The organism is Rhizobium lentis (assembly GCF_017352135.1).
GTDB classification, from domain to species: domain Bacteria; phylum Pseudomonadota; class Alphaproteobacteria; order Rhizobiales; family Rhizobiaceae; genus Rhizobium; species Rhizobium lentis.
Genome location: NZ_CP071454.1, coordinates 1,808,977 through 1,823,429, shown reverse-complemented (window position 1 = coordinate 1,823,429; position 14,453 = coordinate 1,808,977). Strand labels below are relative to the sequence as shown.

The 14,453-nt window shown below is 58.6% G+C and carries 15 protein-coding genes; 9 read left to right on the top strand and 6 right to left on the bottom strand.

Translation table 11 applies throughout. The features are described from left to right. Nucleotides 1-58: 58 nt before the first annotated feature. Nucleotides 59-541 carry a protein-export chaperone SecB gene (gene secB, locus J0663_RS08690; protein WP_011423412.1) on the top strand — a complete coding sequence of 161 codons (483 nt, stop codon included), beginning with the start codon at nt 59-61 and terminating at the stop codon, nt 539-541. 54 nt (nt 542-595) lie between these two features. Here secB and dnaQ read toward each other — a convergent pair whose 3' ends face one another. Genes dnaQ through J0663_RS08665 form a run of 5 tightly spaced genes read right to left on the bottom strand, consistent with a single transcriptional unit; the run spans nt 596 to nt 4,230 of the window. Further along, the gene (gene dnaQ, locus J0663_RS08685) at nt 596-1,318 is read right to left on the bottom strand and encodes a DNA polymerase III subunit epsilon (protein ID WP_207244006.1); all 723 of its coding nucleotides are present in this window, start codon (nt 1,316-1,318) and stop codon (nt 596-598) included. Further along, complete coding sequence (coaE, locus tag J0663_RS08680) at nt 1,311-1,922, bottom strand: dephospho-CoA kinase (RefSeq protein WP_207244005.1); 612 nt, start codon at nt 1,920-1,922, stop codon at nt 1,311-1,313. The genes dnaQ and coaE overlap by 8 nt, the downstream gene beginning before the upstream one ends. Next, the gene (locus J0663_RS08675; RefSeq protein WP_207244004.1) at nt 1,922-2,779 is read right to left on the bottom strand and encodes a shikimate dehydrogenase; all 858 of its coding nucleotides are present in this window, start codon (nt 2,777-2,779) and stop codon (nt 1,922-1,924) included. Before J0663_RS08675 ends, coaE begins: the two co-directional genes overlap by 1 nt. Further along, nucleotides 2,772-3,371 (bottom strand): Maf-like protein, encoded by a 600-nt coding sequence (locus J0663_RS08670; RefSeq protein WP_207244003.1) that lies wholly within the window; start codon nt 3,369-3,371, stop codon nt 2,772-2,774. The genes J0663_RS08675 and J0663_RS08670 overlap by 8 nt, the downstream gene beginning before the upstream one ends. 37 nt (nt 3,372-3,408) lie before the next feature. Next, nucleotides 3,409-4,230: a pyruvate, water dikinase regulatory protein gene (locus tag J0663_RS08665; RefSeq protein ID WP_207244002.1), complete on the bottom strand. Its 822-nt coding sequence runs from the start codon at nt 4,228-4,230 to the stop codon at nt 3,409-3,411. A gap of 400 nt (nt 4,231-4,630) precedes the next feature. On the opposite strand from J0663_RS08665, the gene hemE reads away from it, so the two are divergent. From hemE to J0663_RS08625, 8 genes are all read left to right on the top strand, one after another. Then, a complete protein-coding gene (gene hemE, locus J0663_RS08660; RefSeq protein ID WP_207244001.1) occupies nt 4,631-5,677 on the top strand; it encodes a uroporphyrinogen decarboxylase in 1,047 nt (348 codons plus the stop codon). Beyond that, a complete protein-coding gene (hemJ, locus tag J0663_RS08655) occupies nt 5,674-6,216 on the top strand; it encodes a protoporphyrinogen oxidase HemJ (protein ID WP_207244000.1) in 543 nt (180 codons plus the stop codon). The genes hemE and hemJ overlap by 4 nt, the downstream gene beginning before the upstream one ends. A 199-nt stretch (nt 6,217-6,415) precedes the next feature. Next, a complete protein-coding gene (gene rho, locus J0663_RS08650) occupies nt 6,416-7,681 on the top strand; it encodes a transcription termination factor Rho (protein WP_003571435.1) in 1,266 nt (421 codons plus the stop codon). Nucleotides 7,682-7,782: 101 nt separating this feature from the next. Next, entirely contained in the window at nt 7,783-9,099 is a 1,317-nt protein-coding gene (mnmE, locus tag J0663_RS08645) for a tRNA uridine-5-carboxymethylaminomethyl(34) synthesis GTPase MnmE (protein WP_207244463.1), read from the top strand. 73 nt (nt 9,100-9,172) lie between these two features. Continuing rightward, the gene (gene mnmG / locus J0663_RS08640; RefSeq protein WP_207244462.1) at nt 9,173-11,047 is read left to right on the top strand and encodes a tRNA uridine-5-carboxymethylaminomethyl(34) synthesis enzyme MnmG; all 1,875 of its coding nucleotides are present in this window, start codon (nt 9,173-9,175) and stop codon (nt 11,045-11,047) included. 24 nt (nt 11,048-11,071) lie between these two features. Continuing rightward, complete coding sequence (gene rsmG, locus J0663_RS08635; RefSeq protein ID WP_207243999.1) at nt 11,072-11,689, top strand: 16S rRNA (guanine(527)-N(7))-methyltransferase RsmG; 618 nt, start codon at nt 11,072-11,074, stop codon at nt 11,687-11,689. Between the two features lie 19 nt (nt 11,690-11,708). Beyond that, entirely contained in the window at nt 11,709-12,503 is a 795-nt protein-coding gene (locus tag J0663_RS08630) for a ParA family protein (protein ID WP_207243998.1), read from the top strand. Nucleotides 12,504-12,527: 24 nt separating this feature from the next. Then, on the top strand, nt 12,528-13,409 hold the full coding sequence (locus J0663_RS08625; RefSeq protein ID WP_207243997.1) for a ParB/RepB/Spo0J family partition protein: 882 nt from the start codon (nt 12,528-12,530) through the stop codon (nt 13,407-13,409). Here the strand turns inward: J0663_RS08625 and holA are convergent, their stop codons facing one another. Beyond that, a complete protein-coding gene (holA, locus tag J0663_RS08620; protein ID WP_207243996.1) occupies nt 13,410-14,450 on the bottom strand; it encodes a DNA polymerase III subunit delta in 1,041 nt (346 codons plus the stop codon). It abuts the gene before it with no gap. Nucleotides 14,451-14,453 lie beyond the last annotated feature (3 nt).

The window sequence follows — 14,453 nt, the reverse complement described above, 5'->3', positions numbered from 1 at the left end:
GCCCCTCCCCGAAATGTTAGATGGCGGCACCATTCCCATGCCCTTCGAGGAAAAGCCAATGGCAGACGATAACAACAGCAACGGCGCGACCAACCCCACCCTTTCGATCCTTGCGCAATACACCAAGGACCTCTCCTTCGAAAATCCGGGTGCGCCGCGTTCGCTGCAGGCCCGCGACAAGGCGCCGACGATCAACATCAATGTGAACGTCAACGCCAATCCGCTTTCCGACACGGATTTCGATGTCGTGCTGTCGCTGAATGCCGAAGCCAAGGACGGCGACAAGACGGTCTTCCATACCGAGCTCGTCTATGGCGGCGTCTTCCGCGTTGCCGGTTTCCCGCAGGAACACATGCTGCCGGTCCTCTTCATCGAGTGCCCACGCATGCTCTTCCCCTTCGCCCGTCAGATCATCGCCGACGTGACCCGCAACGGCGGCTTCCCGCCGCTGATGATCGACCCGATCGATTTCACGCAGATGTTTGCCCAGCGGGTCGCCGAAGAACAGGCCCGCGCCAAGGTTCAGGCCGTTCCGAACTGATCGGACGTTCCGGCATTGACATGCGGATGATGCCCGGGCAGGTCCCGGGCATTTTCAATTAGGGCTGCGGTATTTTGCCCAGATGCCTTTTTCACCGAGCTTGGCGACCAGGGCCTCGTGCGCCTGCGCTTCGGCCGGGCTGAGGCGAGGTGCGAGCGGGCGGGGCCGTTCGAGCGGTGCGGCAATCAGCAAATCGTCTTCCGTCACCATTTCACCGCGTGCCGCCTGGCCGGATTGACCTGATATGCTCAGGCCGAATGCTGCCTGCCTGCCGCCGATCATCTCGATATAGACCTCGGCCAGCAATTCGGAGTCGAGCAGCGCGCCGTGTTTGGTGCGGTGCGAATTGTCGATGCCGTAACGCCGGCAGAGCGCATCGAGAGAATTCGGCCCCATCGGATTTTTGCGCCGCGCCATCGACAGTGTATCGACCACCTTGTCCGGCAAGATTGGCGGCAAACCCAGCCGGGCGAATTCGGCATTGATGAAGCCCATATCGAAGGTGGCGTTATGGGCAATCCACTTCGCGTCGCCGAAGAAGGCAAGGATCTCTTCGGCGACCTCGGCAAATGGCTTCTTGTCCTTCAGGAACTCGTCGGTAATGCCGTGCACGGCGAGTGCATCCGGATGAACCTTCTGGTCTCCAGGGTTGATGTAGATGTGGATCGTATTGCCTGTGGGGAAATGGTTGAAGAGTTCGATGCCGCCGATTTCGATGATGCGGTCCGTCCGGTTATCCAGGCCGGTGGTTTCCGTATCGAAAATGATTTCACGCATTCCGGAATTCTCCGCTGGCAATCCGCTTTTTCAGGTCGGCGACAATCTCAAGCACCCGTTCCTTCGTCTCCGCGATACTGTGGCTGGTGTCGATCAGGTAATCAGCACGGCGCCGTTTTTCCGCGTCCGGCGTCTGGCGCGAGAGAATCATGTCGAATTTTTCCTCGGTCATGTCTTCCCGCGCAAGCACCCTCTCGCGCTGAATCTGTGGATCGGTGCTGACGACGACGATGACATCCACTCTTTCCCAGGCGCCGGTTTCGAAGAGCAGCGGAATATCGAGCAGAACCATTTCGGCGCCGGCGGCGCGCTGTTGCGCCAGAAATTCCCTCTCGCGCTTGCGGACCAGCGGGTGAACGATCGCCTCCAGGCGTTTGAAACCGTGGGGATCGAGCGCCAGCTGCCGGCCGAGTTCGTGCCGGTCGACGGCTCCATCCTTCATCGTGCCCGGGAAGGCGGCGTCCACCAGGGGCGCAGCCTCCCCGGCATAGAGATCATGGACGACGGCATCCGAATCGTTCAGCGGGATCCCGGCCTCGGCAAAGAGTTTGCCGGCCGTCGATTTTCCCATTCCGATGGAGCCGGTGAGACCAATCTTCAGCATCAGTGTGCTTCCACATCTGCGATGATCAGGGCGCGCAGCGCCGCGTCGACGACGGGACGTTTGCCGAACCATTTCTCAAATCCCGGCACAGCTTGGTGCAGCAGCATGCCGAGACCATCGACGATCGGAAATCCCTGCTCTTGCGCCTGGGCCAGGATCGGCGTCTTCAGAGGCACATAGACGATATCAGTGACGACGGCCTCGGCTGCAAGAGGGGTGAAGTCGAGCTTCGGTGCGACCTCGCCGTCCATGCCGAGCGAGGTGGTATTGACGAACAGACCGGCGCCTTTCATCACTTCGGCGAGCGCGCCAGCCGGATGGGCGTGAACTTTCGGGCCAAAACGATCGGCCAGTTCATGCGCTCGTTCGACGGTGCGGTTGACGACGTGGATTTCCTTGAAGCCGCGATCACGCACCGCCTGGATGATCGCCCGGCTGGCGCCGCCGGCGCCAAAGATAACGGCAATGCCATGACGGTCCCAGCCCGGATGACGTTCGTCGAGATTGGCGGTGAAACCGCGGCCGTCGGTGTTTGTCGCATGGAGAACGCCGTCCTCCAGCCAGAGCGTGTTGGTGGCACCGAGTTCGCGTGACAGTGCGTCCGGGTTGTCGGCGAGCCGGAAGGCCAATTCTTTATGGGGAATGGTGACATTGCCGCCAACAAAGCCGGAGCTGCCATCCTTCAGCGTGCGGATGAAATCGGCAAAGGCCTCTGGCGCGACTTCGTGGGCACGGTAGCTGCCGGGCAGGTCGAGCGTCTTCAGCCAATATCCATGGATCAACGGCGAGCGCGAATGTTTGACGGGAAAGCCAGTGACAAACGCTTTCGGCCCGAATGTTTCACGTGAATCATCCATCGATTGCTCCGAGTTCGCGCAATTTTTTCAGAAGCGGCAGCATCGGCAGACCGAGAATCGTGAAATAGTCACCCTCGATTTTTTCGAAGAGCTGGATCCCCTGCCCCTCCAATTGATAGGCGCCAACGCTGGAAAGCGCCCGTTCGCCGACGCGCGTCAGATGCCTGGCGATGAAATCTGCCGACAACGGTCGCATCCTCAGCTCCGCATGGGCGAGATGATCCCACAAGACCACGCCATTGCTGACAATGGCAACCGCACTGTTCAAGCGGTGGGTCACGCCAGAGAGAGCCTGAAGGTGGCCAGCGGCCTCGGCCATATCCTTCGGCTTGTGAAAGACCCGATCGCCGAGCGACATCGTCTGATCGGAACCGATGACCAGCCCATCCGGAAAACGGCGGCTGACTTCCTCGGCCTTGGCCTTGGCCAGGATGAGGGCGACGGCATCCGGCGTTGCGCCGGCTTTCTCCAACGGTGCTTCGAGCGCCCGCTCGTCGATCGCCGCAGCATGCGCCTCGAAGGAGAGACCGGCATTTTCCATCAGCATTCGGCGAAACGGGCTCGACGATGCAAGGATGAGTTTCGGCTTCATGGGTTCCTCGGAGTGCGAGCGAGCGTTGCGTCTGCGCTTAGCGCAGCTTCGGGCGCAGAGCAACGATTGCCGCGGCCGTTTCTTCGATCGAGCGGCGAGTAACGTCGATCAGCGGCCAGTTGTGGCGCGCGCAGAGCGAGCGGGCATATTTCAGCTCCTCGGAAATTGCGGCGCGATCGGTATAATGTTCGCGATCGAAACCTTGCGTCGCTCCGAGTATCCGGTTTTCCCGCACCTGGGAAATGCGGTCGGTCGTGGCGATCAGGCAAACGATCAGCGGTTTGGTCGCGGCAAAAAGACTTTCCGGCAGGGGCACGCCATAGACGATCGGAATATTAGCCGTCTTGATGCCGCGATTGGCGAGATAGATGCTGGTCGGCGTTTTCGATGTCCGGCTGATTCCGATGATGACGACATCGGCGTCGTTGTAATCGTCCGGCATTTGGCCGTCATCGTGATCCATAGTGAAATTCAGTGCTTCGATGCGGGCGAAGTAACCGGCATTCATCACGTGCTGGGCGCCGACCCGGCGACGCGACGGGGCGCCGAGATAGATCTGGAACGCATTCATCACCGGTTCCAACACGTTCACCGAGGCGACACCCATTTCGACGCAGCGCTCGTCGATCAGGCTCGCCAGCTCCCGGTCGACAATGGTGTAGAGGACGATTCCCGGCGCGTCATCGATCGCCTGCAGAACCGGCAGCAGCTGCTTGCGATTGCGGATCAGAGGATAGACGTGCTCGATCGGCTGAGCGGACCTGAACTGCGCCGAGGCGGCGCGGCCGGCGGAGATCAGAGTCTCTCCCGTCGAGTCAGAAATCAGATGCAGATGAAAGAAGTTCGTTCTGTTCTCCACGTTATTTTCCGCTGCCTGTTGAAAAGACTGGATGATGGAGAGCTAAGGCGGCGAGGCTGCCTCGGGCAAGGGAAAACATGCCGCCTTATCCACATTTCGAATTTTGCGGATCGGTTTTGACCGCTGCTGTGGAGGATGGGGATGAAGTCGGTTTGCCGGACAGAACTCCACAACCTATCCACAGGCAAGCAAATTTCCGCTTTTCCGCAAGGATTTGGAATCGTTTCTAGATTCGGCTTCTCACCGGAATTTCGAAAGAACGGCGAAATTCTTTCGAGTTGGCATGCGAATGCGCGACAAATGGCATCGGCAGTGGATGGATTTTAATCCTTGATAGACACCGACTCTAAGAAATAGAAACCTTTTAAAATATCTTTGATTTTTTATAGGGAAGAGGCGCTTGAGCGACATGCGGCGAAAGATCATGAGGGTTCTCGATGGCGAAAGCCTCTTCCCTCCCCCTCTCTGGCTGATGAGACAAGCAGGACGTTATCTCCCGGAATACAGAGAGACCCGGGCAAAGGCTGGAAGTTTCCTCGATCTCTGCTACACGCCCGATCACGCGGTCGAGGTGACATTGCAGCCGATCCGCCGCTATGGCTTTGATGCGGCGATCCTGTTTTCCGATATTCTCGTCATTCCGGATGCGATGAAGCGCAATGTCCGTTTCACCGAAAGCCATGGGCCGGAGATGGATCCGATCGATGAAGCGGGTATCGGCAGATTGAACGGCGAAGACGTTGTCGATTATCTCAGACCGGTTCTGGAAACGGTGCGGCGGCTGCGGGACGAGCTGCCTGATGAGACGACGCTGCTCGGTTTCTGCGGCGCACCCTGGACGGTTGCGACCTATATGATCGCCGGTCACGGGACCCCGGACCAGGCCCCTGCCCGTCTCTTCGCCTACAAGCATCCCCGTGCCTTCGAGCATCTGCTGATGCTGCTCGCCGACGTCTCGGCCGACTATCTTGTGGCCCAGATCGACGCCGGCGCCGATGCCGTCCAGATCTTCGATTCCTGGGCGGGTGTTCTCGGTGAGAAGGAGTTCGAGGCCTTTGCCATCAGGCCGGTTGCGCGGATGATCGCCTCGATCAAATCGCAACGGCCGCAGGCCCGCATCATCGCCTTCGCCAAGGGCGCGGGCTATCAGTTGAAAGCGTATCGTCAGAAGACCGGTGCGGACGCGATCGGCCTCGACTGGTCGGTGCCGTTGGCCTTTGCCGCCGAACTTCAGAAGGATGGTCCGGTTCAGGGCAATCTCGATCCGATGCGCGTGGTCGCCGGCGGCCGGGCTTTGGAAGAGGGAATTGACGATATTCTGCAGCATCTCGGCAATGGACCGCTGATCTTCAATCTCGGCCACGGCATCACGCCGCAAGCCGATCCCGAACATGTGCGTCTGCTGGTCGACCGGGTGCGGGGCGCGCGGATGCGGGGTCAGCCGTGACGATAGAGAAACAGACGGACGGCAGAGCCGGTGTCTACGCCCGGCGCCGCGCTTATTTTGCGCTGGCCTTCTTCGCGCTGATCGCGGTCGGACTTTTCGCCTGGAATCCCGACAACCTCTATCTCTGGATCAAGGCGCTGCATATCATCGCGGTCATTTCCTGGATGGCAGGACTGTTCTACATGCCGCGGCTGTTCATCTATCATACCGACGCCGCACCAGGCTCGGTACAGTCGGAAACCTTCAAGGTAATGGAGCGCCGGTTGCTTCGCATCATCATGACGCCGGCGATGATGCTGACCTGGATCTTCGGTCTCTATCTCGCCTGGTCGGTCTACGGATTCCAGGGTGGCTGGCTGCATGCCAAGATGGGTCTGGTCGTGCTGCTGACCGCGATCCATATCTTCTTCAGCCGGGCCGTGCGCGCTTTCGAGCGGGATGAAAATCGCCGTTCGGCACGCTACTGGCGGTTCATGAATGAAGCGCCGACATTGCTGATGATCGTGATCGTGATCCTCGTCGTGGTGAAGCCGTTTTGAGAAAAAATCGTCGTCGGGTTAAATTTGCTTCATTTTAAGCAGCCCCCTTGCGGCGGCGATTGCGACTCGCTATTTTCCGCGCATCTCATCTACGTGGCATGTGTGAAGAGTTCAGTCGTCTGCGAGCCCCTGTCGCAGTACCGAATACGACCCAACATCGCCTTTCCCCTTCGAAATCGAAAAGAGTATTGGTCACTTCATGGCTGAAATGAAGCTTCAGGAACTTAAGAGCAAATCCCCGACGGATCTTCTGGCTTTCGCCGAATCGCTCGAGGTCGAGAATGCAAGCACAATGCGCAAACAGGAGCTGATGTTTGCGATCCTCAAAATGCTTGCCAGCCAGGATGTGGAAATCATCGGCGAAGGAGTCGTCGAGGTGCTGCAGGACGGTTTCGGCTTTCTGCGTTCGGCCAACGCCAACTATCTGCCGGGTCCTGACGACATCTATATTTCTCCATCACAGATCCGCCGTTTCTCCCTGAAGACCGGTGACACGGTGGAGGGACCGATTCGCGGACCAAAGGAAGGTGAACGCTATTTCGCACTGCTCAAGGTCAACACCATCAATTTCGACGATCCGGAAAAGATCCGTCACAAGGTTCATTTCGACAATCTGACGCCGCTCTATCCGAACGAACGCTTCAAGATGGAGCTGGACATCCCCACCTCCAAGGACCTGTCGCCGCGCGTGATCGATCTCGTTGCGCCGCTCGGCAAGGGTCAGCGCGGACTGATCGTCGCACCGCCGCGCACGGGTAAGACCGTGCTTCTGCAGAATATCGCGCATTCGATCACGGCAAACCATCCGGAGTGCTATCTCATCGTTCTTCTGATCGACGAGCGTCCCGAGGAAGTGACCGACATGCAGCGTTCCGTCCGCGGCGAAGTCATTTCCTCGACCTTCGACGAACCGGCAGTCCGTCACGTCCAGGTGGCGGAGATGGTCATCGAAAAAGCCAAGCGTCTCGTCGAGCATGGCCGCGACGTCGTCATCCTGCTCGATTCGATCACCCGTCTCGGCCGTGCCTACAACACGGTTGTTCCTTCTTCCGGCAAGGTTCTGACCGGCGGTGTCGATGCCAATGCACTGCAGCGGCCGAAGCGCTTCTTCGGTGCGGCGCGCAATATCGAGGAAGGCGGTTCGCTGACGATCATCGCAACGGCGCTGATCGATACCGGCAGCCGCATGGACGAAGTCATCTTCGAAGAGTTCAAGGGTACCGGCAACTCAGAAATCGTCCTCGACCGCAAGGTCGCCGACAAGCGCATCTTCCCGGCGATGGACATTCTGAAGTCCGGCACGCGCAAGGAAGACCTTCTTGTTCCGCGCCAGGATCTGCAGAAGATTTTTGTTCTTCGCCGCATTCTCGCTCCGATGGGCACCACCGATGCGATCGAATTCCTGATCGACAAACTCAAACAGACGAAGAACAATTCCGACTTCTTCGACTCGATGAACACCTGATCTTTGCCGGATTCTTGCAATCAAAGCTGGCGCATCGTCTCGATGTCGCCAGCTTTTTATTTAAGAGGATTCGATTCGGAGCCGAAGCCAAACCGGACGACATGGCCATGAACGACACCATTTATGCGCTTTCCAGCGGTACTCCGCCTTCGGGTGTTTCGGTTATTCGCGTCAGCGGTCCGTTGACCAGAGATCTATTGGGCCAGTTGGTCGGATCCGTACCGGCCGATCGGGTGGCCTCCTACCGAACGATTCGGGCCCGTAACAAACAGCCGATCGACAATGGCCTAGTGCTGTTCTTTCCCGCCCCGAACTCGTTCACCGGCGAGGATGTCGCCGAGTTGCAGATCCATGGCAGCAAGGCCGTGCTGGCGGCCCTGTTTCACGCGCTTGGCGAGACTCCGGGTGTCCGAATGGCGATTGAAGGCGAGTTTTCACGCCGCGCTTTCGAAAATGGCAAGCTCGATCTGGTCGAAGTCGAAGGGCTTGCCGATCTCATCAGCGCCGAAACCGAGATGCAGCGCCGTCTGGCGGTGGAACAGAGCGCCGGCGGCATCTCGGCGATTTACGATTCGTGGGCGGAACGATTAACCCGCGCTCGCGCGTTGATCGAAGCGGAGCTTGATTTTCCTGACGAGGACGATGTTCCGGGTTCCGTGTCGGATACGGTGTGGGCCGACATCATGCGGCTTCGGAACGAGATCGGACGTCATCTCGACGCGGCGTCGGCGGGGGAGATCATCAGGGACGGCTTCAAGGTGGTGATCGCCGGCGCCCCAAATGCCGGAAAGTCGAGTCTACTGAACGCTCTCGCCCGGCGTGACGTCGCGATCGTTACGGAGATTGCAGGAACCACGCGCGACGTTCTGCAGGTCGATCTCGATATTGACGGCTATCTGGTCAAGCTCTATGACACCGCCGGTCTGCGGGTGGCGGACGACCGGGTCGAAATGGAGGGCGTGCGGCGGGCGCGCGTTGCGCTTCGCGATGCCGATCTGGCGCTGCTTCTGGTCGACATGAGCAATCCAGTGATCCCCGGCGACTTGGAGCGGGCTTTGCCCCATGTTACTGTCGGGACGAAAAAGGATCTCATCAAGGCCGGTCCCGATCAATATGATCTGCAAATCTCGACGGCGACGGGTGATGGTCTGCCGGAATTGCGGCAGCTGATCGGGCGCATTGTCGCCGAACGTTTCGGTGGCTTGTCTCTGGCTATTCCCAGCCGGCAGCGGCATAAGGATTCGCTGACGAAATGTTTGGCGGCGCTCGATGCGGCCATCGCGGAGACAGACGCAAGTCTGGAACTTCGCACCGAGCAGCTTCGGCTTGCAGCGGAATATTTGGGGAGAATTACGGGGCGGGTGGATGTCGAACAGCTGCTCGATGTGATCTTCTCGGAATTTTGCATCGGCAAATGATTCACGTGAAACCTTCTCAGGCTGCGGTTCTCGAAGTTTCACGTGAAACCCCTGCCGTTATTGGAGTTTGGATATGTTCGGCGTATATGATGTGATTGTGATAGGCGGCGGCCATGCAGGGACGGAGGCGGCCAGCGCGGCTGCCCGCCTCGGTGCGAAGACTGCTCTCGTTACCCACAGACGAGAGACAATTGGCGTCATGTCATGCAATCCGGCGATCGGAGGGCTTGGTAAGGGACATCTGGTACGTGAGGTTGACGCGATGGACGGCCTGATGGGCCGCGTCGCCGACGTTGCCGGTATTCAGTTCCGGATATTGAACCGGAAGAAAGGTGCGGCAGTCCGCGGTCCACGGACTCAGGCGGATCGGAAGCTTTACCGATTGGCGATGCTTGCTGCGATCGAAGCGACGCCAGGCCTGGACATTGTCGAGGGCGACGCCTTCGACCTCGACGTAGTCGACGGCCGGGTTGCGGGCGTCATCATGAAGGACGGCCGATTGCTGAAGGCACCTGCAGTGGTCTTGACGACCGGCACCTTCCTGCGCGGTCTTATCCATATCGGCTCAGAAAAGACGCCAGCCGGCCGCGTTGGCGAGGCTCCTTCGATCGGTCTGTCGGCCACGCTGGCGCGGCTGGGGCTCAGGCTGGGGCGATTGAAGACCGGAACGCCGGCCCGGCTGGATGGCAAGACAATCGATTGGCAGTCCGTCGGTCGCCAGGGGGCGGATGAGGAGCTTGTGCCCTTCTCCTTTATGACCGATTCGATCACCACCCCGCAGATCGAATGCGGCGTCACCCGGACGACGGAAGCGACACACCGTATCATCGTTGACAACATCAAGCGCTCGGCGATGTATTCCGGACAAATCGAGGGCGTCGGCCCACGTTATTGCCCGTCCATCGAAGATAAGCTGGTCAAATTCGGCGAGCGCGATGGACACCAGGTCTTTCTCGAGCCCGAGGGCCTGGATGACGATACCGTTTATCCGAACGGCATTTCGACGTCGCTGCCGGCCGAGGTTCAGGCGGAGTTCATAAAGACCATTCCCGGCCTCGAGGCGGCACGGATATTGCAGCCGGGTTATGCCATCGAATATGATCACGTCGATCCGCGAGAGCTGACCCCGTCGCTCGAGGTCAAGCGGCTGAGCGGACTGTTCCTGGCCGGTCAGATTAACGGCACGACCGGCTATGAGGAAGCGGCGGCGCAGGGACTGGCAGCGGGATTGAATGCCGCCCTGCGAAGTTCCGATTCGGAACCGTTCCATTTCAGTCGCACCAGCTCTTATATCGGGGTCATGATCGACGATCTAACCTCGCGTGGTGTTACGGAGCCGTATCGAATGTTTACCTCGCGCGCGGAGTACCGTCTGACATTACGCGCCGACAATGCCGATGTGCGGCTGACGCCCCTGGGAATCCAGCTGGGATGCGTCAGTACCGAACGCGAAAAGCGATTTACGGCCTATCAGCGCGAAATTGATGCGGGCCGGGCCGAACTGGCGGCGCTGACCGTGACGCCGAATGAAGCGCGTAGGGCGGGCTTGAATATCAACCTCGATGGCCAACGCCGGACGGCCTATGAGCTCTTATCCTATCCGGCCTACGATTTCGCCGCTCTTCGACAGGTTTGGCCCGACGCACTGGGTAATATCCAGCCGAAAGTGGCCGAAGCGCTGGAGATTGAGGCCGGTTATTCGGTCTATCTCGATCGCCAGGCGGCGGCGATTGCCGACCAGCAGCGTGACGAAGAACGGCGGATTCCCACTGATTTCAATTATGATGCGCTGTCCGGGCTCTCGAACGAACTCAAGGCGAAGCTCAGTGCGGCCCGTCCTTTCAACCTCGCCCAGGCCGCTATTGTCGAGGGGATGACGCCGGCGGCAGTTGCACTGCTGCTGGTCCATCTGCGTCGGCAGAGTGGGTTAGAGCGCCAGAGTGCCTGACACAAGATTTGAGAGTCCTGCAGAATGGAACTAAACGGTTTGCGTGTTTCACGTGAAACACAGGGACGACTTCAACACTTCGCAATTCTGTTTCAGAAATGGGCAAAGACGATCAATCTCGTGGCGCCGTCGACGCTTGATGATTTGTGGCGCCGCCATGTCGCCGATAGCAGTCAGATTTTTCAGATCTGCCCTCAGCCGATCACCTGGGCCGATCTCGGCAGCGGCGGCGGCTTTCCCGGTGTGATCACCGCAATTTTTCTAGCGGAACTGCAGGATGGGTGGGTGCATCTGGTCGAAAGCAATCACAGGAAGGCAGCATTTTTGCGCACGGCGTTACGGGAGACGAATGCGCGTGGAAGCGTTCATGCCATTCGAATCGAAGATGCCCACGCCGAAATCGGTGATTGCGGCGCGATTTCGGCCCGCGCCCTCACCGATCTAGACCGGCTGATCGACTATTCGGCGCCGTGGATGCTTGGCCAGCAAAATTGTCGTGGGTTTTTTCATAAAGGCCGGGATTACCTGAGGGAAATCGAGGAAGCACGTGGCCGGTGGGAATTCGATCTGTTAGAACATAAGAGCGCCGTCGAGCAGGAATCCGTCATTTTGGAAATATCGAATCTCCGGCGCTTGGTTTAACAGATCGGATATTGCGGCAATGGCTGGCGAACGACATCGGATAATAACCATCGCAAATCAGAAAGGTGGCGTTGGCAAAACGACCACTGCCATCAATCTGGCAACGGCGCTGGCCGCTATCGGCGAGCGTGTCCTGATCGTGGACCTCGATCCTCAGGGCAATGCCAGCACCGGCCTCGGTATCGACCGCCGTGATCGTAAGCTCTCTTCCTATGATCTGATGGTCGGCGACCGCGGGATCAGCGAGGTGACGCTCGAGACAGCCGTTCCCAACCTCTATATCATTCCGTCGACGATGGATCTGCTCGGTGTCGAGATGGAGATCTCGCAGCAGAGCGATCGAGTCTTTAAATTGCGGAAGGCACTGTCTTCTCCCGAGGCGATGGCATTCTCCTACATCCTTCTGGATTGCCCGCCCTCTTTCAACCTGCTGACGATGAATGCCATGGCGGCCGCCCATTCGGTGCTGGTGCCGCTGCAATGTGAATTCTTTGCTCTGGAAGGGTTAAGCCAGTTGCTCGAAACCGTCAGCCAGGTTCGTCGAACGGTGAATCCCCGGTTGGATATTCAGGGCATTGTCCTGACGATGTTCGATGCGCGCAACAATCTTGCCCAGCAGGTGGTCAATGACGTGCGGACCCACCTCGGCGAAAAGGTTTATCATACGTTAATTCCGCGCAACGTCCGGGTATCCGAAGCGCCATCCTACGGCAAGCCCGCTATTCTTTATGATTTGAAATGCGCGGGCAGCCAAGCCTATCTGCAACTGGCCTCCGAGGTCATTCAGCGGGAGCGCCAGAGACTGGCCGCCTAAGATCTTTCCAGGTGAGTGTAGATCATGAACGATGATATATCGAAAAGACGATTGGGTCGTGGGCTTGCGGCGCTGATTGGTGAAATGGATCAGCCTGTTCCGGTGGAAGCTGAACGAACGGTCAGCGCCGATCGGATGATTCCGATCGAGTTCGTCAGTCGCAACCCTCGCAATCCCCGTCGTTTTTTTGATGATACCGAATTGCATGATCTTGCCAGTTCGATTCGCCAGCACGGCATCGTTCAGCCGATTGTTGTGCGGACGATGTCGCAGGACAGATATGAAATCATTGCCGGGGAGCGGCGTTGGCGCGCCGCCCAGCTTGCAGGCCTGATTGAAATTCCCGTCATTATCCGCGACGTGGACGACAAGACAGCGCTCGAAATTGCGATTGTCGAAAACGTTCAGCGAGCTGATCTCAATCCGCTCGAAGAGGCATTGGGCTATGAGCAGCTAATCGCTGAATATGGCTACACGCAAAACGACCTTGGCGAAATTATCGGCAAAAGCCGCAGTCATGTCGCCAACTCGCTGCGTTTGTTGAAACTGCCGGATCCGGTTCGCGATCTGCTTGCGGCCGGCAGTCTTTCGGCCGGCCATGCGCGCGCGCTGGTTTCTACGCCCGATCCGGCCAGCCTTGCCCGCACCATCGTTGCCAAGGGCATGTCGGTGCGCGACGCAGAAAAGTTGGCGCAGAACAATATCAAGGCGCAGTCCGAGCCGCAGCAGTCGGCCTTGCGGCGCGACCAGAAGGATTCGGATACGCTGGCGCTTGAGCGAACGCTATCCGATGCCCTCGGGCTCGACGTTTCAATCAATCACAAAAGCAACGGCGGGCAGATCAAAATTTCCTATAAGTCGCTGGAACAGCTCGAGGAAATCTGCCGGCTCCTGGAAAGGCGATAATCACGCGGATTTGCGGCCGGATTGCAGGGTGGTGGAGAGAAGCGTTTGCATCGCAACGCTGTCTTCCAGCACCTGCCGTCGCCGGCTCTGGAGGATCGCCGCCTGTAGGCGGTTGGATTCACGCGCAATGCTTTCCGCAGACCAGTGGCGGAGCGCATTTTCAATAATCGGCTTGCGGCGAAAATGCAGATGCCGACCCATCGTCTGGATGATCTGAGGCGCCTGCAATCGTTTTTCTTCCATTTCAGCACGCATCGTATCCAGAAGCTGGAATTGCTTCAGGCAGGCCTGCAGCACCAGAAAGATCGCCGTTTTCGAACTGCTGATCTTTTGCATGGCATGGAGGAAGCCGTTGAGATCACCGCTGAGGATGGCGTCGACGGCGTCATCAACGGAAATCGCGCTGGCGTCGCCTATTATTTCGGTGACGTGATGTTCTTCGACCGTGTTCAGGCCGCTGCAATAGAGGGCGAGTTTTCGCACCTCGTTACGGGAAGCAATGCGATCACCGCCGATCAACGCGATCAGCGCCTGGCGCGCTGCCGGCGTAATGCCGAGCTTCGCCGCCCCGAGTTCAGCGTCGATCAAGCCGTTCAGGGCGCGGCTGTCGTCGGCGTAGGAGGGGATCGTCATGATGGATCGAGCAGCTTCGGCGGTCTTGCGAAGCAGCGATCCCTTTTTCAGGTCACCGGCCTCGACGATCAAGTGGGCGGCTTCGAGCGGTTTTTCAGCCAGCAGCGCCAGGGAATCGACGAGATATTTTTCGTTGGCGGCGCCGCGAATCCAGATGAGCTTTTCGCCTCCGAACAGCCCGATGGACTGTGCCTCGTCGACCAGCCGTCCGGGATCCTTCTGCAGATCGGCGATATCGAGTTTCGTCAGCGAGAAAGGATCATCCAGCGCGACGCCGGTCTTGCCGGCAAGCTGAGCGGCGCGTTCGGAAACCAGACCCCGATCCGGACCGTAAATGACGAAAATCCGATAACTTCCCGCCGATTTCTGCAGGAAGGTCTCGAATTCGTGGGACTTGATCTCTGCCAACCC